The 22747-nt window shown below is 62.5% G+C and carries 17 protein-coding genes; 12 read left to right on the forward strand and 5 right to left on the reverse strand.

From position 1 onward, the window contains the following. Positions 1-60: 60 nt before the first annotated feature. Both CWM58_RS24270 and CWM58_RS24275 read left to right on the forward strand, forming a co-directional pair. Positions 61-1176 (forward strand): MBL fold metallo-hydrolase, encoded by a 1116-nt coding sequence (locus tag CWM58_RS24270; protein ID WP_162493283.1) that lies wholly within the window; start codon positions 61-63, stop codon positions 1174-1176. Positions 1177-1206: 30 nt separating this feature from the next. Next, entirely contained in the window at positions 1207-1548 is a 342-nt protein-coding gene (locus CWM58_RS24275) for a RamA family antibiotic efflux transcriptional regulator (RefSeq protein WP_002893035.1), read from the forward strand. 16 nt (positions 1549-1564) lie between these two features. On the opposite strand, the gene CWM58_RS24280 is transcribed toward CWM58_RS24275, so the two are convergent. Next, complete coding sequence (locus tag CWM58_RS24280) at positions 1565-1813, reverse strand: DUF1158 domain-containing protein (RefSeq protein ID WP_008805539.1); 249 nt, start codon at positions 1811-1813, stop codon at positions 1565-1567. 501 nt (positions 1814-2314) lie between these two features. On the opposite strand from CWM58_RS24280, the gene CWM58_RS24290 reads away from it, so the two are divergent. From CWM58_RS24290 to CWM58_RS24300, 3 genes are read left to right on the forward strand one after another with little or no spacing between them, the layout of a single operon-like run. Further along, entirely contained in the window at positions 2315-5038 is a 2724-nt protein-coding gene (locus CWM58_RS24290) for a cation-transporting P-type ATPase (protein ID WP_165785846.1), read from the forward strand. Positions 5039-5091: 53 nt separating this feature from the next. After that, the gene (locus CWM58_RS24295; protein ID WP_100681992.1) at positions 5092-6171 is read left to right on the forward strand and encodes an efflux RND transporter periplasmic adaptor subunit; all 1080 of its coding nucleotides are present in this window, start codon (positions 5092-5094) and stop codon (positions 6169-6171) included. Positions 6172-6184: 13 nt separating this feature from the next. After that, positions 6185-9277 (forward strand): efflux RND transporter permease subunit, encoded by a 3093-nt coding sequence (locus CWM58_RS24300; RefSeq protein WP_023322194.1) that lies wholly within the window; start codon positions 6185-6187, stop codon positions 9275-9277. Between the two features lie 288 nt (positions 9278-9565). Here CWM58_RS24300 and CWM58_RS24305 read toward each other — a convergent pair whose 3' ends face one another. After that, positions 9566-10285: a phosphodiester glycosidase family protein gene (locus CWM58_RS24305; RefSeq protein WP_061155424.1), complete on the reverse strand. Its 720-nt coding sequence runs from the start codon at positions 10283-10285 to the stop codon at positions 9566-9568. 47 nt (positions 10286-10332) lie between these two features. Next, on the reverse strand, positions 10333-11448 hold the full coding sequence (locus CWM58_RS24310) for a YbdK family carboxylate-amine ligase (RefSeq protein WP_061155423.1): 1116 nt from the start codon (positions 11446-11448) through the stop codon (positions 10333-10335). Between the two features lie 325 nt (positions 11449-11773). Here CWM58_RS24310 and CWM58_RS24315 point away from each other — a divergent pair, with 325 nt between their 5' ends. The 6 genes from CWM58_RS24315 (at position 11774) to CWM58_RS24340 (ending at position 18716) form a co-directional block, all read left to right on the forward strand. Then, positions 11774-13441, forward strand: coding sequence for an ABC transporter substrate-binding protein (locus CWM58_RS24315; RefSeq protein WP_012542518.1), 1668 nt, complete (start codon positions 11774-11776; stop codon positions 13439-13441). A gap of 18 nt (positions 13442-13459) precedes the next feature. Continuing rightward, positions 13460-14413, forward strand: coding sequence for an ABC transporter permease (locus CWM58_RS24320; RefSeq protein WP_004178910.1), 954 nt, complete (start codon positions 13460-13462; stop codon positions 14411-14413). Between the two features lie 2 nt (positions 14414-14415). Beyond that, entirely contained in the window at positions 14416-15309 is an 894-nt protein-coding gene (locus CWM58_RS24325) for an ABC transporter permease (RefSeq protein WP_008805546.1), read from the forward strand. A 3-nt stretch (positions 15310-15312) separates the two neighbouring features. Beyond that, positions 15313-16350 (forward strand): ABC transporter ATP-binding protein, encoded by a 1038-nt coding sequence (locus tag CWM58_RS24330; protein ID WP_004223507.1) that lies wholly within the window; start codon positions 15313-15315, stop codon positions 16348-16350. Then, on the forward strand, positions 16340-17350 hold the full coding sequence (locus tag CWM58_RS24335) for an ABC transporter ATP-binding protein (RefSeq protein ID WP_008805548.1): 1011 nt from the start codon (positions 16340-16342) through the stop codon (positions 17348-17350). Before CWM58_RS24330 ends, CWM58_RS24335 begins: the two co-directional genes overlap by 11 nt. Positions 17351-17447: 97 nt before the next feature. Beyond that, positions 17448-18716, forward strand: coding sequence for a Zn-dependent hydrolase (locus tag CWM58_RS24340; RefSeq protein ID WP_100681993.1), 1269 nt, complete (start codon positions 17448-17450; stop codon positions 18714-18716). A 103-nt stretch (positions 18717-18819) separates the two neighbouring features. Here the strand turns inward: CWM58_RS24340 and CWM58_RS24345 are convergent, their stop codons facing one another. Further along, positions 18820-19728 carry a DMT family transporter gene (locus CWM58_RS24345; RefSeq protein ID WP_100681994.1) on the reverse strand — a complete coding sequence of 303 codons (909 nt, stop codon included), beginning with the start codon at positions 19726-19728 and terminating at the stop codon, positions 18820-18822. 123 nt (positions 19729-19851) lie between these two features. Here CWM58_RS24345 and CWM58_RS24350 point away from each other — a divergent pair, with 123 nt between their 5' ends. Next, complete coding sequence (locus CWM58_RS24350) at positions 19852-21186, forward strand: PLP-dependent aminotransferase family protein (RefSeq protein WP_100681995.1); 1335 nt, start codon at positions 19852-19854, stop codon at positions 21184-21186. On the opposite strand, the gene CWM58_RS24355 is transcribed toward CWM58_RS24350, so the two are convergent. Beyond that, a complete protein-coding gene (locus CWM58_RS24355; protein WP_100681996.1) occupies positions 21183-22646 on the reverse strand; it encodes a PLP-dependent aminotransferase family protein in 1464 nt (487 codons plus the stop codon). The two genes, CWM58_RS24350 and CWM58_RS24355, sit on opposite strands and share 4 nt — an antisense overlap. Between the last annotated feature and the right edge of the window lie 101 nt (positions 22647-22747).

Below are 22747 nucleotides of genomic sequence, written 5' to 3' on the forward strand. Positions count from 1 at the left end.
TAATGAGTGCGTACTCACTCATAATCAAGTTATATCACAAAGCCTCCGGGATGGGGGCTTTTGTCTGGTCAGGATATGAACCGTGTCACTTTTAGCGTGGTCGCCATCATGTTACTCGCAGCAGCAACGACATTGCCGTTTGTCCTCAATGCCGGTTTTGGTAAGGCGCCGCAGGGAGCACAGCTTAGCCAGGTGGAAGCGTCCCCCCACTACCGGGACGGCCAGTTCCATAACCAATTGCCCACGCCAGGGTTCACCGGGCAGAAAAATATGCTGGCGGCGTGGTGGGATTTCCTGATGACCAAACGGGAAAACGCCCGTCCCGCTCAGCCGCTGCCGCTGGTGAAGACCGACCTGGCGACGCTGCCCCTGGGGCAGGATGTGATGGTCTGGCTCGGCCACTCCTCCTGGTACCTGCAGCTGGCGGGAAAACGCATCCTGATCGACCCGGTGTTCAGCGATTACGCGGCGCCGTTCTCCTTTATCAATAAAGCCTTTCCCGGCGACTATCCGTGGCGGGCAGAAGGGATGCCGGATATCGATCTACTGATCATCTCCCACGATCACTACGACCATCTGGATTACGCCACCATCCGCGCCTTGCTGCCGAAAATTAAGCGGGTCATTACGCCGCTGGGTGTCGGATCGCATCTGCGCTACTGGGGGATGGACGGGGCGCTGATTACCGAAGCGGACTGGCAGCAGGCGATACCGGTCAGCGATGAATTCACCGTTCACGTTCTGCCGGCGCGGCACTTTTCCGGCCGTGGGCTGAAGCGTAACCAGACGCTGTGGGCCAGTTTTCTGTTCGTCACCCCGCAGCAAAAAATTTATTACAGCGGCGACAGCGGCTACGGGCCGCACTTCAAAGCGATTGGTGATGAATTTGGTCCGGTTGATCTGGCGATCATGGAGAACGGGCAGTATGACCAGGACTGGAAATATATCCACATGATGCCGGATGAAACGGCTCAGGCTGCCGACGACCTGCGCGCCCGCGCGGTGCTGCCTGGTCATGCAGGACGGTTTGTTCTGGCGAAACACAGCTGGGATGAACCGTATCAACGGCTGGCGGCTGCCAGCGAAGGAAGGGCCTGGCGTCTGCTGACGCCTATGCAGGGCGAGCCGCTGTGGGTCGCCGATAAGACGCAATCATTTAACGCCTGGTGGCGCTAAGCGCCAGTGCAGTTTCAGAGGAGAGAGCATATGACGATTTCCGCTCAGGTGATTGACACTATCGTCGAGTGGATTGATGACAACCTGCATCAACCGCTGCGTATTGATGATATCGCTCGCCATGCCGGGTATTCGAAATGGCATCTGCAACGGCTGTTTTTACAGTACAAGGGAGAGAGCCTCGGGCGCTATATTCGTGAAAGGAAGCTGCTGCTGGCCGCCCGCGATCTGCGCGACACCGATCAGCGGGTCTACGATATCTGCCTGAAGTATGGCTTTGATTCGCAACAGACCTTTACCCGCGTCTTCACCCGGACCTTCAATCAGCCGCCGGGCGCCTACCGTAAAGAAAACCACAGCCGCGCCCACTGAGGCGCGCTCTCCTGGTTTACCGTTCGAGGGAGAACCAGCGACGCCACACCCAGCGCAGCACCAGAAATTCAAGGGTGCCCAGCGCTAAGAACCACAGACAAAACAACACCGTATAGAGCTGGTTGAGATCCATCATATGGAATGTCTCAACCAGCTTTTGCGCCAGCGTCAGGCCCAGCGAAGGCGCGGGCAACAGCAGACAGGAGAGCAGGGCCAGCAGTAAGATCCCGGCGGCGGAGAGAAGCGTTTCCAGCGGATGTTTCATGTCATGTTAATCATCAGTTAAAAAACATATTGTCCGGTAAAATAATGCTTAACGCAATATGCTTTGTTTTTTTACTCTCTATAACACGGCTGTTTTAAATATTATTGCCTGCCTTTCGCTCTCATGTTAATTAATCTGAAATAATTTGTAATTAAGTTAATTGCAGCTGGGTGTAAATTAACGTCATTATTATGCCAGCGCTTTTACAAAACTATAAGTGCTATATCCCACCAGCGTGGCAACAATGATGGCCAGCAGGATGTACAGCGCCAGACGGCGTCCGCGGTAGATTCCAAACATATTTAACCTCGTTTAGTTTTGGTTTATTAATATTCTGTAATATTTAACTTGTGAATTAACTTATCACACATTTTGTATTTTTCGAAAAATTTAGGCGGATATTTGATCACATTTTTACCGGCTTTTTAGCCACGTTTTACTTCATTGGCCAGGAATGATTTCAGGCTTTCCGACTCACGGAATTTATAAGGAAAATGTAATTTGACCAAGATGAATAACCCAAAGTTTACGACGCCCTCGGGCGACACCGCGCCACGGCAGGTCTGGCAGCAGACCGTTGACGCAGTGCTGGCGCAGACAAAAAGCCAGGCCGCTGGGTTAAATTCCGCAGACGCCGCCGAGCGCCTGAATACCTTTGGTCCGAATGCCCTGCCGGAAAAGAAGGGTAAACCGGGCTGGCTGCGCTTTCTCGCCCACTTTAACGACGTACTGATTTACGTGCTGCTGGCTGCCGCAGCGCTGACCGCCATCATGGGTCACTGGGTCGATACTCTGGTGATCCTCGGCGTGACGGTGATTAACGCCCTGATCGGCCATATCCAGGAGAGCAACGCCGAAAAATCCCTGCAGGGGATCCGCAACATGCTCTCCAGCGATGCCCGCGTCCAGCGTAACGGCAAACATGAGACTATCCCGACGCGCGACCTGGTTCCGGGGGACATCGTTATCCTGCGCGCCGGCGACCGCGTACCGGCGGACATGCGCCTGATTGAAACGCACAACCTGCGGGTGGAAGAGGCGATCCTCACCGGCGAGTCGACGGTGGTGGATAAAATCACCGACGCGCTGGAGGGCGAACTGCCGCTGGGCGACCGGGTGAACATGGTTTTCTCCGGGACGACCATCAGCGCTGGCGGCGGCGTCGGCGTGGTGACCGCCACCGGCGCACAGACCGAACTCGGCCATATCAACCAGATGATGGCGGGTATTGAGAAGCACCGTACCCCGCTGCTGGTGCAGATGGATAAGCTCGGCAAAGCGATTTTTGTCATTATCCTCGCCATGATGGTGGCGCTGTTTATCTTTAGCCTCGCGCTGCGGGATATTCCGGTGGGCGAGCTGCTGCTGTCGCTGATTAGCCTGGCGGTGGCCGCGGTACCGGAGGGGCTGCCGGCGATCATCTCGATTATTCTGTCGCTGGGCGTGCAGACGATGGCGCGCAAGCGGGCGATTATTCGTAAGCTGCCGACCGTGGAAACTCTCGGCGCCATGACCGTGGTCTGCTCGGATAAAACCGGCACCCTGACGATGAACGAAATGACCGTCAAAGCGATCATCACTGCAGACTGCTGCTACCGGGTGGAAGGCGACAGCTATGAGCCGCAGGGGCGGATCTTCCTTGAGGGGAGCGACGAGCCCGTGCAGGTTCAGCCCGGCACCGTGCTGGAGACCTGGCTGCGCGCCATCGACCTGTGTAACGACAGCCAGCTTACCCAGGATGAGCGCGGTCTGTGGGGGATCACCGGCGGGCCGACCGAAGGGGCGCTGAAGGTGCTGGCGGCGAAAGCGCAGCTCCCGGCGGTGGAGGCCCGTCTGGTGGCCAAGATCCCCTTTGACTCACAGTACAAATATATGTCGACCCTGCAGCACATCGATGGCGAGGCCCGGGTGCTGATCACCGGTGCGCCGGACGTTATCTTCGCCATGTGCCGCGAGCAGATGAGCCGCCACGGCGCGGTGCCGTTCGAGGCGCACTACTGGGAAGAGGAGATGGCGCGCTTCGCCCGTCAGGGACTGCGCATGGTGGCGGCGGCCTGTAAGCCTGCCAGCCTTGATGCCACCACCCTTAACCATGAGGACCTGCAGGAGGGGCTGATTTTCCTCGGCATCGCCGGGATGATGGATCCCCCGCGTCCGGAAGCCATTGACGCCATCCACGCCTGCCAGACCGCCGGGATCCGCGTGAAGATGATCACTGGCGACCACCCGCAGACGGCGATGAGCATCGGCCAGATGCTGGGGATCACCAACAGCAGCCAGGCCATGACCGGCTACCAGCTGGAGCACATGGACGATGCGGCGCTGGCGAAGGCGGCGGTGGAGTACGACATCTTTGCCCGTACCAGCCCGGAGCATAAGCTGCGCCTGGTGAAAGCCCTGCAGGATAACGGCGAAGTGGTCGGCATGACCGGAGACGGCGTCAACGACGCGCCGGCGCTGCGCCAGGCCGACGTGGGTATCGCCATGGGTATCAAAGGTACCGAAGTCACCAAAGAGGCGGCTGACATGGTGTTGACCGATGATAACTTCGCGACCATCGCCAGCTCGGTAAAAGAGGGCCGTCGGGTCTATGACAACCTGAAGAAGACCATCCTCTTCATCATGCCGACCAACCTGGCGCAGGGGCTGCTGATCATCATCGCCCTGCTGGCGGGGAACATTATTCCGCTGACCCCGGTGCTGATCCTGTGGATGAACATGGCGACGTCGGCGACGCTCTCCTTCGGCCTTGCCTTTGAAGCCGCAGAGCGCAACGTGATGAACCGCCCGCCGCGTAAAACCGGCCAGCACGTGATGGATGGCTTCGCCGTGTGGCGAGTGGCTTTTGTCGGGTCTATGATTGCTATTGCCGCCTTTATCCTTGAGGCCTGGCTGGCGCCGCGCGGCCACAGTCCGGAGTTTATCCGCACCGTGCTGCTGCAGATGCTGGTGACGGCGCAGTGGGTCTACATGATCAACTGCCGCAGCAGCGACAGCTTCTCCTTGAGCATGGGTCTGCTACGCAACAAAGGCATCTGGCTGGTGACCGGTGTCCTGCTGCTGATGCAGCTGGTCATTATCTATGTCCCGCTGATGCAGAGCATGTTTGGTACGGAAGCGCTGCCGCTGCGCTACTGGTTTATCACCCTGGTCATCGGCGTCGCCATGTTCCTGGTGGTGGAAGTTGAGAAGCGCCTGACGCGCCGGTTCCGCAAAACGGCTTGATTGATCTCGCGCGCCTCGCTGTAGGCGCGCGTTACTTTCGCAAGGATCCCCCTATGATTAAAACCTTCCGCTTTGCTCTGCTGGCCTGCGGTCTGGCCGGCGGCGCCCTGACGGCGACCGCTGCGCCGGCGGTGCCGGTCCGCGTCGCCACGGTTGAACTGGCGCCTCATGCTGAAGAACGCGCTATCCCCGGGCGGGTCGAGGCGATCCGCGCCGTCGACATTCGCGCGCGCACCGAAGGGGTGATTGTTCAGCGCCACTTCCAGGATGGCCAGTATGTTACCGAGGGCGACCTGCTGTTTACCCTCGACGACGCGCAGCCCCGCGCGGCACTGGCTCTGGCGCAGGCCGAGCTGAAAAGCGCCGAAGCCTCATTACGTCAGTCGCAGCAACTGCTCACTCGCTACGAGCGGCTCATTAACAACCACTCCATCAGCCGCAACGACGTCGACACGGCCCGGATGCAGCGCGACGTCGCCGCCGCCGCTGTGCAGCAGGCGAAAGCCCGCGTCGAGGCCCAGCAGATTGTGCTCAGCTACACCCGGATTGCAGCGCCGGTGACTGGTCGCGTGGGCCACAGCGCCTTTCACGTCGGGACGCTGATCAATCCATCCAGCGGCGTGCTGGTGGACATCGTGCAGCTGGATCCGGTGCGGGTGTCGTTCGCTCTCGACGAAGCCGCATTTTTCAGCAAAACCGGCCAGCATGCCGACATCCACGCCCTGAAGCAGGCGTGGCTGGCGCAGATTGACGTGGATGGCAAACGGCGCGATGGGGTGTTGACCTCCATCGATAACCGGATTGACGCCCGCACCGGCAGCGTGGCAGTGCGGGCGGAGTTCGCCAATCCGCAGCACCGTCTGCTGCCGGGCGGCAGCGTAACGATCCTGTTCCGTCCGCAGGAACTGCAGTCGCGGGTGATGATCCCGGCCGCCGCCGTGCAGCAGGATCCGCAGGGCTTTTTCAGCTGGGTGCTGAAGCCGGACCAGACCGCCGGGCAGCGTCGTCTGACCCTCGCGGGGCAGCAGGGGCAGCAGTTTGCGGTTGAGAAAGGGCTGCAGGCGGGCGAGCAGGTGATCACCGACGGCGCACAGCGTTTACGCGAAGGCGCCACGGTACAGGTGCTGAACTAAGTAAGGAGAAGGGATGCTGACCTTTTTTATCCGTCGTCCGCGATTTGCCATGGTGATCGCGCTGCTGCTGACCTTTGTCGGCGCGGTGTCGCTGAAGCTGATCCCGGTGGAGCAGTACCCGGCGATCACCCCGCCGGTGGTGAACGTCAGCGCCAGCTGGCCGGGCGCCAGCGCGTCAGATGTGGCGGAAGCCATCGCCGCCCCGCTGGAGACCCAGCTCAACGGCGTCGATCATATGCTGTATATGGAGTCCACCAGCTCGGATGAGGGAACGTACCGCCTGAGCATTACCTTCGCGGCGGGCACCGATGCCGACCTGGCGGCGATCGACGTGCAAAACCGGGTGGCGCAGGCGCTGGCGCAGCTCCCGGCGGAGGTACAGCAGAATGGCGTCCAGGTCCGCAAGCGCGCCAGCAACCTGCTGATGGGGGTGAGCCTCTACTCGCCGCTGGGCACGCTGTCGCCGCTGTTTGTCAGTAACTACGCCAGCACCCAGGTGCGCGAGGCGCTGGCCCGCCTGCCCGGCGTCGGTGAGGTGCAGATGTTTGGCGCCCGGGATTACAGTATGCGCATTTGGCTGCGCCCGGACCGCATGAACGCGCTCAACATCACCACGGATGACGTTGCCCAGGCGCTGCGCGAGCAGAATGTGCAGGGCGCGGCGGGGCAGGTGGGCACCCCGCCGGTATTCAACGGCCAGCAGCAGACGCTGACCATCAACGGGCTGGGGCGTCTGAACGAGGCGGCCAGCTTTGGCGAGATTATCCTCCGCCGCGGCGCGCAGGGGCAGCTGGTTCGCCTTGCCGACGTGGCAACCATTGAGCTGGGCGCCCGCAGCTACAGCTCCGGCGCGCAGCTGAACGGTAAAGCGTCGGCCTATCTGGGGATCTACCCGACGCCCACCGCCAATGCCCTGCAGGTCGCCAGCGCAGTGCGTGCGGAGCTTAACCGCCTGCACACTCGCTTTCCGGCGGATCTCACCTGGGAGGTGAAGTTCGATACCACCCGCTTTGTGGCGGCGACGATCAAAGAGATCGGCGTCTCGCTGGCGCTGACCCTGCTGGCGGTGGTCGTGGTGGTGTCGCTGTTTCTGCAGAGCTGGAGAGCGACGCTGATCGTGGTGCTGGCGATCCCGGTGTCACTGATCGGCACCTTTGCGGTGCTCTATCTGCTGGGCTACAGCGCCAACACCCTCAGCCTGTTCGCGATCATTCTCGCCCTGACGATGGTGGTGGATGACGCCATTGTGGTGGTGGAGAATGTGGAAACCAAAATGGCGGAAGGGCTGGATCGCCTGCAGGCCACCGCCCAGGCGCTGCAGCAGATCGCCGGGCCGGTGATCGCCACGACCCTGGTGCTGCTGGCGGTATTTGTGCCGGTGGCGCTGCTCCCGGGGATCGTCGGCGAGCTGTACCGGCAGTTTGCCGTGACGCTCTCCACCGCGGTGGCCCTGTCGAGCCTGGTGGCGCTAACCCTGACGCCGGCCCTCTGCGCACTGCTGCTGCGCCCGCGTCCCGCCCAGCCAGCGGCGGTGTGGCGGGCATTTAACCGTCTTCTCGACGGTACCCGCGACGGCTATGGCCGGCTGGTGGGCTGGATGAACCGCCGCCCCTGGCTGGCGCTGGCGGCGACGGTGGCGGCAGGCGCGCTGGTGGCGTTCAGCTTCACCTCGATGCCGAAAGGCTTCCTGCCGCAGGAAGATCAGGGTTACCTGTTTGCCAGCGTGCAGCTGCCGGAGGCGGCGTCGCTGGAGCGTACCGAAGCGGTGATGGCCCAGGCGCGCAAGCTGCTGATGGCTAACCCGGCGGTGGAGGATGTGATTCAGGTGTCCGGGTTCAACATTCTCAACGGCACCAGCGCCTCTAACGGCGGGTTTATCTCGGTGATGCTCAAGGACTGGCATCAGCGGCCGCCGCTGGATGCGGTGATGGCGGATATCCAGCGCCAGCTGCTGTCGCTGCCGGAGGCGACGATCATGACCTTCGCGCCGCCGACCCTGCCGGGCCTGGGCAATGCCTCGGGGTTTGACCTGCGCATCCTGGCGCAGGCCGGTCAGTCGTCGGCGGAGCTGGAGCAGGTGACGCGGGAGATCCTCCAGCTGGCGAACCAGCATCCTCAGCTGAGCCGGGTGTTTACCACCTGGAGCAGCAACGTGCCGCAGCTGACCCTGACGGTCGACCGCGACCGGGCGGCGCTGCTGGATGTGCCGGTGGCGCAGATTTTCAGCAGCCTGCAGACGGCGTTCGGCGGCACGCGCGCCGGCGATTTCAGCCGTAACAATCGTGTCTATCATGTGGTGATGCAAAATGAGATGCAGTGGCGCGAGCGGGCAGAGCAGATTAGCGAGCTGTACGTCCGCAGCCGCGACGGCGAGCGGGTGCGGCTGAGCAATCTGGTCACCATTACGCCGACGGTGGGGGCGCCGTTTATTCAGCAGTACAATCAGTTCCCGTCCGTTTCAGTGAGCGGTTCAGCGGCCGAGGGGGTCAGCAGCCGCACGGCGATGGCGGCCATGGAGCAGATTTTGCAGGCCCATCTGCCGCCGGGATATGACTACGCCTGGAGCGGGATCTCCTGGCAGGAGCAGCAGACCGGCAATCAGGCGGTGTGGATCGTGCTGGCGGCGGTAGCGATGGCGTGGCTGTTCCTGGTGGCGCAGTATGAGAGCTGGACGCTGCCGGCGAGCGTCATGCTCTCGGTGCTGTTCGCCATCGGCGGAGCGCTGCTCTGGCTGTGGACCGCGGGCTATGCCAACGATGTGTATGTTCAGATAGGGCTGGTGCTGCTGATTGCCCTGGCGGCGAAGAACGCGATTCTGATTGTTGAATTCGCCCGCAGCCGGCGCGAGGAGGGGCTGTCGATTGTTGACGCCGCGCGCGAGGGAGCCACCCGCCGCTTCCGCGCGGTGATGATGACCGCGGTGTCGTTTATTATCGGCATCATGCCGATGATGCTCGCCACCGGCGCCGGGGCGCAGAGCCGGCGGATCATCGGCACCACGGTATTCAGCGGTATGCTGGTGGCAACGATGATCGGCATCCTGTTTATCCCGTCGCTGTATGTGCTGTTTCAGCGTATGCGTGAGTGGGCACATCGGCGGGGGTAAGCGCGGCGCTACCGGTCGGTAACGGGGATACCCCAGGCTGCAACGACTACCGGGCGGTCCCCTCTCCCTTGGGAGAGGGTTAGGGTGAGGGGGATTTTCCGTTCACGTCGCGTTTGGCCTTATCTGCCGGAGCAACAGCGTCTGCCGGGCGGTCCCCTCTCCCTGTGGGAGAGGGTTAGGGTGAGGGGGAATTTTCCGTTCACGTTGCGTTTGGCAGAAAAGGGTAGTCCTTCGCTGGTGAACGGGTAAGGACGGCGGGCACGGCGCCGCTTTTGTGCCGGGCGCCCGCTACTTCCTCTCCACCGTTATCATGGTCACGAACGGATGATACTGCCACGGCACGCTGGCGCCTTTGCGGTACATCTTCGACAGCGTGCCGTCGAGATAGAGCATCTGCCGTATCCCGAGCTTTGACTGCGCATAGCAGGCAAAATCATAGAAGTTGGTCTCGCGCTCGCTGAGCATAAACACCACCCGGCCCTGCTTATCGATACCCACCCCGTTACGCAGCTTGCGCGAACTGGCGGAGGGCTTCAGCCGCCAGTTGATAGCGCCATTTTCAATCAGCATTGGGCCGGACTGCACCGCATAGCGGATGGCGGGAGAGGGTTTGTACGCCGGCAGCGGCACGATTTTCGCCCGGTTGTTCGCCACCAGGAACACGCCGCCGGGGCGGATAAAGAAGTTCCCGCCGCCGGCGGAACGGTTTACCGGCGTCAGCCGTTTGCCGTCTTCGATATACAGCCCCAGCGGCGCGTAGGCTTTATCGTAAATGCCGCCGTTCATCGCCATCTGTACCCGGCCATCGCCATCAATACCCGCCAGCAGCGAACGCAGGGAACCCCAGGCTTTGCCGTGCCGATCCTGCCAGTACATCGCAATGCGCTCTTTCTGCGCATCCACCCGATAGCTCTGCAGGGTCAGCGTCGGGTCGGTGAGGGTACAGGCGGCGCTGGCGACGGCGGCCAGGGGCAGCAGCGCCAGGGGGAGCAGGCAACGTAATAACATGGGCAGTCCTTTCTATGGTCTGCGCCGAGTATACCCGCCTCGCTGCCTTATGCCGCCCAAATCTCACAGTGTTTTTGCACCAGGCCGGAAAGCGAACCGCCGTTGGCGATAAAGTCGCGCATCTGTTGCGCTTCGCTGTGCGGCGATTTCGCCTGGCGGACCACCGCTTCCAGCGCCGCCGTCGCCTTCAGCTGATGGGCGAAGGGGGCCAGCCGGTCGGCGAGCTGCAGGATCTCCTGGCGGATGCTGCGCTGCTCTCCGCTGTGCACGTCGGTGAGGGTCCCGTCCAGCCCATAGCGGCACGCCTGATAGCGGTTAAAGGGGTACAGCAGATAATCGTCAGGCTGGTGCTTAAAAGGGCGCTCCGTCAACAACCAGCAGGCCAGGGTCTGAATAAAGCCGGCGATATGGATCGCCTGGGCGAGGGTCAGGGGGGTATCCATCACCCGCACCTCAACGGTACCAAACTGCGGGCTGGGGCGAATATCCCAGTGCAGATCCTTCATGCTGTCGATCATGCTGGTGTAGCTCAGCTGGCGGAACAGGCGACGAAACCCCTGCCAGTCTGCCACCCACGGCATCGGACCGTTGTCGGGATAGGAGGAGAAGCGGTTCAGGCGTGAACAGGCGAAGCGGCTGTCGGTACTGTCAAACCACGGCGAGGCGGCGTTAAGGGCGATGAAGTGCGGCACAAAGCGCGACAGGCCGTGCAGCAGATAGAGGGCGTCGTCGCCGCTCTGGCAGCCGACGTGCACATGCTGGCCAAAGACCGTGGCCTGCTGCGCCAGATAGCCAAAATGCTCGACGGTTTTGACATAGCGCGGATTGTCGCTGATTTGCTGGCGCTGCCAGGCATGAAAGGGGTGCGAACCGCCGCCGCAGATCTGCAGATGATGGCGCAGCGCCGCGCGCTGAACCGCCTGCTGGATGGCGCTGAGCTGGGTTTGGGCATGGCTGATGTCGCGGCACACCCCGGTGGCGATCTCCAGCATGCTCTCGGTGATGTCATGTTTGGCTTCTCCCACGGTCAACTGATGCTGAACGTCGGCAATCAGCGTCGAGGCATCCTGGCTGAGGTCGTAACCCGGCGGGTTCACCACCTGCAGCTCCAGTTCGATACCGAGGGTAAAAGGATCGGAGCGGTGAAAATCGGCTAAAGGCATAGTCTCTCCCGGTCGATGTGTTCCCTGAAGTATAGAAGGGATTGATCCCGACGGATAATACGCGGCGGCGGAGGACGGGGATGAATAAAAAGTGACGCAGCGTGATTATTTGAAATTTGCCATATAGCGGCTGGTGCAATTCTGCAACATATTTCCCGCTGGCGGTGCGGCGGAATAAGGCGCAATTATTTTCCCATAATTATCATGGTGATAATATAAGTCCTTCTTATTTTACCGGTCGGTTTTGGCCTATTTTCGTCCGCGTAAGAGCTGGTACGCATTTTGCCTGTTAATCCGTGACACTTTATTTAACAGGGATCATGTGATGCACAAAAAGACGTTATTTTCGCGTGCCGGTCGTCTCGCCGTGGCGGTGAGCGGCGCACTGGCCCTGGCGGGCGCCGCCTTACCTGCCAACGCCTCCACGCTGCGGATCGCCATGACCGCCGCGGATATTCCGTTAACCCTTGGCCAGCCGGATCAAGGCTATGAGGGCAACCGCTTTACCGGCATCCCGCTGTACGACGCGCTGGTGGAGTGGGATCTGTCGCAAGGTGAAAAGCCCAGCGGTCTGGTGCCGGGGCTGGCGACCGAGTGGCACATCGATCCGCAGAACACCAGCCGCTGGATTTTCACCCTGCGTCCGGGCGTCAGGTTCCATGATGGGACGGAGGTGAACGCCGACGCCATCGTCTGGAACGTGGATAAGGTGCTGAATAAAGCGGCGCCGCAGTACGCCCCGGGCCAGATCGGCAACACCCTGTCGCGCATGCCGACTCTCACCGGCGCAGAGAAAATTGACGACCACACTGTGGCGCTGACCACCTCGGAACCAGACGCGCTGCTGCCGTACAACATCACCAACCTGTTTATCGTCTCGCCGACGGCGTGGCAGAAGCAATATGATGCGGTGCCGGCCAGCGCGGGAGATAGCGCCGCGCGCAGCAAACAGGCGTGGACCGCCTTCGCCGCCCACGCGGTGGGCAGCGGCCCGTTCAAACTGGAGAAACTGGTGCCGCGTCAGCAGCTGATCCTCGATAAAAACCCCGACTACTGGAACAAAGATCGCATTCCCCGGGTGGATAAAGTGGTGCTGATCCCCTTGCCGGAGGCCAACGCCCGTACCGCGGCGCTGCTGTCGAAGCAGGTGGACTGGATTGAAGCCCCGGCGCCGGACGCCATCGATCAGATCAAGTCTCAGGGTTTTCACCTCTACGCCAATACCCAGCCGCACCTGTGGCCCTGGCAGTTCTCCTTTGAAAAAGGATCGCCGTGGCAGGACATCCGCGTGCGCAAAGCGGCCAACCTGTGTCTGAACCGCGCCGAGCTGAAGAGCTACCTCGGCGGCTACATGACCGAGGCCACCGGGGTCTACGAGGCTGACAGCCCGTGGCATGGCAAACCCACCTTCCAGATCAAATATGACCCGGACACCGCCCGCCAGCTAATGACCGAGGCCGGATACAGCGCCAGCAAGCCGCTGCACGTCACGGTGGCCACCTCGGCCTCCGGCTCCGGGCAGATGCAGCCCTTGCCGATGAACGAGTATATCCAGCAGAGCCTGAAGAGCTGCTTCTTCAATGTGGATATCAAAGTGGTCGAATGGAACACCCTGTTTACCAACTGGCGCCTGGGTGCCCGGGATCCCTCGGCGAAAGGGATCGATGCGATCAACGTCAGCGCCGCGGTTAACGATCCTTACTTTGGCCTGATCCGCTTCTCGACCGCCAAAGCGTTTCCGCCGGTGGCGACCAACTGGGGTTACTTCTCCACTCCGGAGACAGAGAAGCTGGCTGCCGCCGTCAAGCACGCCTTTACCCCGGCGGAGATGAACAAAGCGGCCGGTGAGCTGCACGCCGCGTTGGTGGATCAGGTGCCGTTCCTGTTTGTCGCCCACGACGTCGGGCCGCGCGCGATTTCCCCTGCGGTGACCGGGGTGGTGCAACCGCAGAGCTGGTTTATCGACCTCAGCCTGGTGAGCAAAAAAGAGTAATCGTGAAAGGGGCGACCGATGATCAATACGCTGCTATACCGCATTCTGCTGGCTATCCCCACCATGCTTGGGGTGGCGGTGATCTGTTTCATGCTGGTGCAGATCGCTCCGGGCGACCCGTTGGTGTCGGTGATGCCGCCGGACGCCTCGGAGGCGCTGCGTCAGACATTAATGCAGGCTTACGGCTTTGATAAGCCGCTGCCCCTGCAGTTTATCCACTGGCTGTGGCGGGCGCTGCATGGCGACCTTGGTATGTCGGTCGCCACCGGCCGCCCGGTGATAGACGAAGTGATGACCGCGGTGGCGTACTCCCTGCGCCTGGCGCTGCTGGCGACGGCGATCGGCTTCGTCCTCGGCAGCCTGTTCGGCTTTGTCGCCGGCTATTTTCGCAACAGCGTCATTGACCGTCTGGCCTCGGTGTTGTCGGTATTTGGCGTCAGCGTGCCGCACTACTGGCTGGGGATGCTGCTGGTGATCCTCTGCAGCGTTAAGTTCGCGCTGCTGCCGGCCACCGGCGGCGGGCCGATAGGCGAGGTGGGCTGGCAATGGGACTGGGCGCACCTGCAGTTCATGCTGCTGCCAGCCCTCACCTTGTCGGTGATCCCCACCGGGATTATCGCCCGCACCGTGCGCTCGCAGGTGGCCGATATCCTCAGCCAGGAGTTTATCGTTGGCCTGCGCGCTCGCGGGCTCAACGAGTCGCGCATCTTTGTCCACGTCATGAAAAATGCCGCGCCCACCGCGCTGGCGGTGATGGGGCTGCAGGTGGGCTATCTGATGGGCGGATCGATCCTTGTGGAGACCGTTTTCTCCTGGCCGGGAACCGGATTGCTGCTCAATACCGCCATTTTTCAGCGCGACCTGCCCCTGCTGCAGGGCACCATCTGGGTGCTGGCGCTGTTTTTCGTGCTGCTCAACCTGCTGGTGGATATTCTGCAGACCACCCTCGACCCGCGTATTAAGAGGAGCTGACCATGGTGGATACGGCAACGACGAAAGCGGTCCCGGCCGCAGCGGCCCACGCTTCCCGGCAAGGTTACTGGCGCGGCGTGCTGCGCCGCTTACTGCGCGACCCCGGCGGGGTGGTGGTGGGCGTGGTGATCCTCCTGCTGCTGGCCCTGGCGCTGTTCGGTCCGTGGCTTATCGTCAAAGATCCTTATCAAACGTCGATGTTCCTGCGCCTGAAACCCATCGGCAGCGACGGCTTCCCGCTGGGCTCGGATGAGCTGGGACGCGACATGCTGTCGCGGCTGATCCTTGGCACCCGACTGTCGCTGTTTATGGGAATTGTCCCGGTGGTGTTCGCCTTTTTTATCGGCGGGGCCATCGGGATTATCGCCGGCTATACGGGCGGCAAAACCAATACCGTGATTATGCGCACCGTGGATGTGTTCTATGCCTTTCCCTCCGTCCTGCTGGCGATTGCGCTGTCGGGAGCGCTGGGGGCGGGCATCGGCAATGCGCTGTTGTCGCTGACCCTCGTGTTTGTCCCGCAGGTGGCGCGGATTGCCGAGAGCGTGACCGCCCAGGTGCGACATATGGACTATATCGACGCCGCCCGGGCCACTGGCGCCAGCGCGTTGACCATTATCCGCGTCCAGGTGTTGGGCAACGTGCTCGGGCCGATCTTCGTCTTCTCCACCGGGCTGATTTCGGTGTGCATGATCCTCGCCTCCGGCCTGTCGTTTCTCGGCCTCGGCGTGCGGCCGCCGGAGCCCGAGTGGGGGCTGATGCTCAATACGCTGCGCACGGCAATCTATACCCAGCCGTGGGTGGCCGCCCTGCCGGGCCTGATGATTTTTATCACCTCCATTTCGTTCAATATCCTCGCGGACCGCTTGCGTGCGGCAATGGCGATCAAGGAGTAAGCGATGCAACCCTTTATCAATATCGACCTTGGCGGGCCGGCGCAGCCGCTGCTGAAGGTTAATCACCTGCTGAAGTACTTTCGCGGCGGCAAAGGCCGGGAGGTGGTGCAGGCGGTGGACGATATCAGCTTCACGGTGATGAAAGGCGAAACCCTGGGGGTGGTCGGCGAGTCGGGCTGCGGCAAATCGACCACCGCCCGGCTGCTGATGCAGTTGCTCACCCAGGACAGCGGCGAACTGATCTTCGACGGACAGGGGGTCGGCTCGTCGCGTCTGCCGCTGAAAGCCTACCGTCGCCAGGTGCAGATGGTCTTTCAGGATAGCTATGCTTCGCTCAATCCGCGCCTGACCATGGAGGAGAGCATCGCCTTCGGCCAGCGCGTCCACGGCGTCAGCGCCAGAGAGGCCAGCGAATATGCCCGCTATCTGCTGGCGCACGTTGGCCTTGAACCGGCGCGCTTTGCCGACCGCTACCCGCATGCGCTCTCCGGCGGCCAGCGGCAGCGGGTGAATATCGCCCGCGCGCTGGCGATGAAGCCGCGACTGGTGATCCTCGATGAGGCGGTGTCAGCGCTGGATAAATCGGTGGAGGCCCAGGTGCTGCAGCTGCTGCAGGAGCTGAAACGCACCCTCGAGCTGACCTACGTGTTCATCAGCCACGATCTGCACGTGGTGCGCTGGCTGTCGGATCGGATCCTCGTCATGTACCTTGGCGAAGTGGTGGAGATTGGCCCGGCGGAGCAGCTGTTTACCGCCTCCGCCCACCCCTATACCCGGGCGCTGTTAAGCTCGATGCCCTCCATGGACCCGGAAAACCGCACCCTGACCTCACCGCTGAGCGGCGATCCCCCCAGCCCCATCGCGCCGCCGAGCGGCTGCCGCTTTCACACCCGCTGCCCGCATGCGAAGGCGGTCTGCGCCGAGGTAAAACCGCGGCTGGAGGCGGTCGGGGAGGGGCACCAGAGCGCCTGCCTGATGGCGCAGCCGGCCTCGCCATGGCATCAAAGCATTCCCCTTAAGGAGGTCAGCCATGTCGGATAACGCCTTTGTCCATGTGCGCGACCTGCGGGTCGTCTTTCGCCGCGACGGACAGACCATCAACGCGGTCAACGGGGTCTCCTTTGACGTACAAAAGGGGGAGGTGATGGCGCTGATTGGCGAGTCGGGTTCCGGCAAGAGCGTGACCCTGCGGGCGCTGATGCGCCTGCACCCGCCGGGGAGCAGTGAGCTCTCCGGCACCCTGCAGGTGGGGGACGACGAGGTGCTGACGATGAGCGCCAGCCAGCTGCGGCGTTACCGCGGCGGACGCTGCGCGATGATTTTTCAGGAGCCGCTGCTGGCCTTCGATCCGGTCTACACCGTCGGGCAACAGATTATTGAAGGGCTGCGCCGCCATGAAGGGCTGTCGCGCCAGGCGGCCCGGGATAGGGCGCTGGAGGCCCTGCGCCAGGTGCGCATTCCCAGCCCCGAGCGGCGGCTGGATGCTTACCCGCACGAGATGTCCGGCGGGATGCGCCAGCGGGCGATGATCGCCCTTGCGCTCTCCTGTAACCCGCAGCTGCTGCTGGCGGATGAGCCGACCACCGCCCTCGACGCCACGGTGCAAATCCAGATCCTGATCCTGCTGCGCGAGCAGCAAAAGCAGCGTGGGCTGTCGATCGTGTTTGTGACCCACGATATCGGCGCCGCGGTGGAGATCGCCGACCGGGTGGCGGTGATGTACGCCGGGCGGATCGTCGAGGAAGCGTCGATGAGCGAGATCCTGCGCCACCCGCGTCATCCTTATACTCAGGTGCTGCTGGGCAGTCGGCCGAAAGAGGGGCTTAAGAAAGGTGATGCCCTGCACTGCATTCCCGGCGCGCCGCCGGATCTGGCGCGCTTGCCGCCCGGCTGCGCTTTTGCCGAGCGCTGCCCGCACCGTCGCCCGGTCTGTGAGCAGAGTCTGCCGCCGACGGAATCCGTCGCGGAACGCCACGCGGTGAGTTGCCACCGCTGGCGCGAGCTGGCGATTGACGCTAACGCCCAGGCCCTGGCCGTCTGATCGGCGGCAAAAAACCATACAGGATGAAGACCAGGCGTTGATAGCGCATTCCCACCGCCGGTTACGCTGGCGGCGACCTTGATGTCAGGAGACCACCATGAGCAGTGATGTACTTTTTACCCCCGCGACCGACACCACCGGCTGGCGCATCAATGGCGACCGCCTGTGGGCGTCGTTAATGGATCTCGCGCAGATCGGCGCCACGCCGAAGGGCGGCTGCCGCCGTCTGACCCTCACCGACCTCGACCGTCAGGGTCGGGACAAGGTAATAGGCTGGGCGCGGGAGGCCGGGATGAGCGTCACCATCGATAAAATCGGCAATGTGTTTATGCGCCGGGAAGGCCGCAACCCCAGCCTGCCGCCCATCGTCTCCGGCAGCCATATTGACACCCAGCCCACCGGCGGCAAATTTGACGGCAACTACGGCGTGCTGGCGGCACTGGAGGTGGTGCGCACGCTCAACGATCTGCAGATTGACACCGACGCGCCGATTGAGGTGGTGTTCTGGACCAACGAAGAGGGGTCGCGCTTTGTGCCGGTGATGATGGGCTCCGGGGTCTTTGCCGGCGTCTTCCCGCTGGAAGAGACGTGGGCCGTCACGGATAAAGAGGGCGTCAGCGTCGGCGAGGCGCTGGCGCAGATCGGCTATATCGGTGAGCAGATCCCAGGGGAGCATCCCATCGGCGCCTATTTTGAGGCGCACATTGAGCAGGGGCCGATTCTCGAAGATGAAGCGAAAACCATCGGTATCGTGCAGGGCGTGCTGGGGATCCGCTGGTACGACTGCGTGGTGACCGGCCAGGCCTCGCACGCCGGGCCTACGCCGATGCGCCTGCGTCAGGATGCCCTGCAGGTGGCGACGCGCATTATGCAGGAAGTGGTGGCCATTTCCGGGCGCAGCGAAGAGGGACGCGGCACCGTCGGTAGCGTGCAGGTGTGGCCCAACAGCCGCAACGTGGTGCCCGGGGAGGTCACCTTCTCCATTGATATGCGCAATCTCAGCGATGCGCTGGTGGACGAGATGGATCGCCAGCTGCGGGCCTTTATCGCGGAGGTTGAGCGGGAAAGCGGTCTGCAGGTGGCCCTGAAGCAGGTAAGCCACTATCCGGCGGCGCCGTTCGATGCCGAATGCCGGCAGGCCATTGCCGATGCCGCGCAGCGGCTGGGCTATCCGGCGCGGCCGATCGTCTCCGGCGCCGGGCATGACGCAGTGTATATGAGCTATCTGGCGCCCACCGGGATGATTTTTATCCCCTGCAAGGACGGGATCAGCCATAACGAAATTGAGTATGCCTCGCCGGAGCACGTCGCCGCCGGCGCCAACGTGCTGTTGCAGGTGATGCTTCAGTACGCGCGGCCGGTGTAGACGGTCGTCCTCCCCGGCGACGTGTCCTCCAGCCGTTTATCATGCTGTCGCCCGGGTAAGGCGGTTACGCCGCCGCGACCCGGGACGGCGGATGACGGGGCGGTCAATCACGGCTCCCGCTCCCTGTGACAACCCGCTGGCGGCCAAATTTGCGCGAGCCCACCACGCACAGCACCACGCCCAGCGTAACCGCCAGCATCAAGGGGCTGACGGTTTCGTGCAACAGCGCCGCCGACAGGCCAAGCCCGAAGAATGGCTGCAATAGCTGGAGCTGGCCGACGGCGGCGATCCCGCCCGCGGCCAGCCCTTTGTACCAGAAGATGAAACCGATCAGCATGCTGAACAGCGACACATAGCCGAGCGCCGCCCAGGAGGAGGCCGATATGGCATGCCAGGACGCGGGCTGAACCATCAGCGAGGCGGGGAGCATCAACGGCAGGGCTATCACCAGCGCCCAGCAGATCACCTGCCAGCCGCCGAGCTCCCGCGTCAGCTTTGCCCCTTCCGCATAGCCGAGGCCGCAGGCGATAACCGCCGCCAGCATCAGCAGATCGCCGCTGAGTGAGGCCGCCGCACTTTGCGTCAGGGCGAATCCCACCACCAGCAGGCTGCCCAGCAGCGAAAAGATCCAGAAAGCCCGCCGCGGGCGTTCGCCGCCGCGCAGTACGCCGAAGAGGGCGGTCATCAGCGGCAGCAGGCCAATGAACACAATTGAATGCGCCGAGGTAATGTGCTGCAGGGCCAGCGCCGTGAGCAGGGGAAAGCCGATCACCACCCCTGATGAGACGATGATCAAGGGCACAAGCTGCGCCAGGCGCGGGCGTTTCTGGCGAAAGCCGACCAGCAGCGCGACGGCAAGCAGCCCGGCGATGGAGGCGCGCAGAAAGGTCAATAAGAACGGATCCATATCCTGCACCGCCAGCCGCGTCGCGGGCAGCGAACCGCTAAAAATAATCACCCCCAGTAAACCATGAAGCCATCCGGACCAGGGACCGGGCACCGATTTATCCATTGTTGAATCTACCACGTTAACCTCGCGTTATCAGATGTGCTGTGCCCGCTTGAGCATCGTCTGTGGCGATGGTAATGTGCTCAATCTAATACAATCAAATTATTGTCATAGATACATTTCACGATGAAAGCCCGATATAAAGCCGTTGTCGACCAATATGCCCAGGCGATCCGCAGCGGGCAGCTGCCCGCAGGCACCCGTCTGCCGACGCACCGTACCCTTGCCGCCGGGGAGCGCATCTCGCTGGCCACCGCCACGCGCGTCTACCGTGAACTGGAAGAGATGGGGTTGGTCAGCGGCGAAACCGGCCGCGGCACCTTCGTGCGCGACCTCTCGCTGCCGCCGGGGCATGGGGTCGATCAGCAGGTGGTGGCCGCCGATGTCGTGGATCTCAATTTCAACTACCCTTCGCTGCCGGAGCAGGGCGATGCGCTGCGCGAGGCGCTCAGGCAGCTGGCGATGGCGGGCGATATTGACTCGCATCTGCGCTATCAGCCTCATGCCGGACGGCTCGCCGAGCGCGAAATTATCGCCCGCCATTTGAGCTGCCAGCACTTTGCGCCGGACGCGGAAAATGTCCTGATCGTCAACGGCGCACAGCACGGGCTGGCAGTGACCGTCATGGGGCTGTTACGTCCGGGCGATGTGGTGGCGGTGGATGCGCTGACCTATTCGGGCTTCAAGGTTCTGGCGGCGCTGTATCATCTGGAGCTGGCGGCGATCCCCTGTCGGCCGGAGGGACCGGACCTGCAGGCGCTTCATACGCTGTGCCAGCAGCGGCGGGTGCGGGCGGTGTATACCATGCCGACGCTGCACAATCCGCTGGGCTGGGTGCTCAACACCGGGCAGCGGCAGGCGCTGGCCGATCTCGCGCGCCAGCACGATCTGCTGATTATTGAAGATGCCGCCTACGCCCGGCTGGTGAGCCATCCGCCGCCGCCGGTGGTCAGCTATGCGCCGGAAAGAACGGTGTATGTCACCGGATTTTCAAAAAATATCGCCACCGGGCTGCGCGTGGGCGTGGTGATTTCTCCGCCGCGCTATCGCCCGGAGATCGAGCGCGCCATCCGGGCCACGACGTGGAATACGCCGACGCTGATAAGTTCGCTGATCTGCGCCTGGATTGAAGATGGCACGGTGGCACGCTTTGAAACGCAGAAACGACAGGATGCGCGACAGCGGCAGCAGGTGGCCCGCGAGGTGCTTTGTGGGCTTCCCGTCGTGACTCATCCCGATTCGTACTTCGTCTGGCTGCCTCTGGGTGAAGAGAGCCGGGCCGATCGACTGGCGAATGCGCTGATGGAACGCCGTATTTCGGTGTCGACCGCCGAGCCGTTCTGCGTCTCCGCCACGATCCCGCAGGCGCTGCGCATCGCGCTCGGATCGGTGCCTTTCGACAGCCTGCGCCCGGCGCTGCTCAGCGTGCGCGACGCCGTTGAGTATGAACAATACCGCTAACCCATCTGCTCCAGCTGGCCGCGCAGGACTTCCACCCCCTGGGCGATGGCGTCAGGGTTAATGGCGTGGAATCCCATGCGAAAATAGTTATCCGGCGGCGCGGCGCTGAGAAAATGGCGCGCCCCGGGCTCAATCAGCACGCCGGCGTGGGCGGCGCGCCAGGTGAGCTGCTGGGTGTTGATCTGCGCCGGGGTCTGCAGCCAGAAGGCGTTAGCATGTTCGCTCCCCGCCAGCGCGCGACACGACGGCAGATAGCGCTGCAGGGCGGCATGTAGGCGCTCCCAGCGCTGGGCGGAGTCGTAGTGGTAGCGCCGCAGATGGGTTTCATAATGGCCCTGGGCAAGGAAGTGGGCCATCTGGTACTGAATGTTGGTCGGCGGATGGCGATAGACCAGCCGGCGCAGGGCGCGCGCCTCGTCGATCAGGTCCGGGTCGGCGACCATAAACCCCAGCCGCAGCCCCGGCGACAGCGCTTTTGACAGGCTGCTGACATACACCACCCGGCCGCTGCGATCGCTGGCCTTCAGCGCCGGCAGCGGGTTGAGGGTAAAGTTACTCTCCGAGTCATAATCATCTTCAATAATGATCGCGTCATGGCGGGCGGCATGCTCCAGCAGCTGGCGACGCCGCGCACTGCTCATGGTCACTCCGGTGGGCACCTGATGACCTGGAGTGACATAGTAGTAATCGCAGGAACGCTCATTAAGCACGATCCCCTCTTCATCCACCGGGTGCGGCACCACCTCGGCGTCGGCGAGCAGAAAGGTGTTGATGGCTTCGCGAAAGCAGGGGTTTTCGACGCCAATGCGGGTGGTGGAAGAGAGCAGCAGTCGGGTCAGCAGGTAGAGCGCATTTTGCGAGCCAAGGGTGATGAGAATTTCATCCGGCGCGGCGACAATGCCGCGCTTGGGCAGCACCCGGGTACGGATCTGCTCGATCAGCATCGGCACATCCTGGTCAATATGGTCGATGACCCATGCCGGGTCGCGCACTCCGCCGTGCAGCCAGTTCGCCGCCGAGCGCCAGGTGGCCAGCGGGAACTGCCGGGTATCGGGCTGGCCGTAGATAAACGGGTAGCGGTAGTGCATCCAGCCCGCCGGTTTGAGGATCGACTCCTGCTGGCTGGGGGTCATCTGCAGCCGGTCGCCCCAGCGTGGTGCAGCGGCTTCGCGCTGCGGTGCACTCTCGACGGCGGCAGGTGAAGCTTCATGATAGTCGGGATGCAGGTAGTAACCGCTTCGTGGGCGGCTAATCAGGTAGCCCTCGTTGACCAGACTTTCAAACACCAGCGCGGTGGTGTTGCGCGAGACGCGAAGCTGGCTGGCCAGCTGGCGACAGGAGGGCAGCGGGGTGTCGGCGGCGAAGATCCCGCTGAGAATGGCATTCACCAGCGTCTCTCGCACCTGCTCCTGCAAACCGCGGCCAGGCTGAAAATCAACGTGTAACAGGTGACGGATCATACGGAGCTCCTCTGGCAATAACGCATAGCGACCACCCGTTACACTCAGCAAATTCCATACCACCCTGCCGCCATCTGACACAGCGATGTAGCCCATCTGGC

This window comes from Klebsiella sp. H-Nf2, from assembly GCF_002806645.1.
GTDB lineage: Bacteria > Pseudomonadota > Gammaproteobacteria > Enterobacterales > Enterobacteriaceae > Klebsiella > Klebsiella variicola.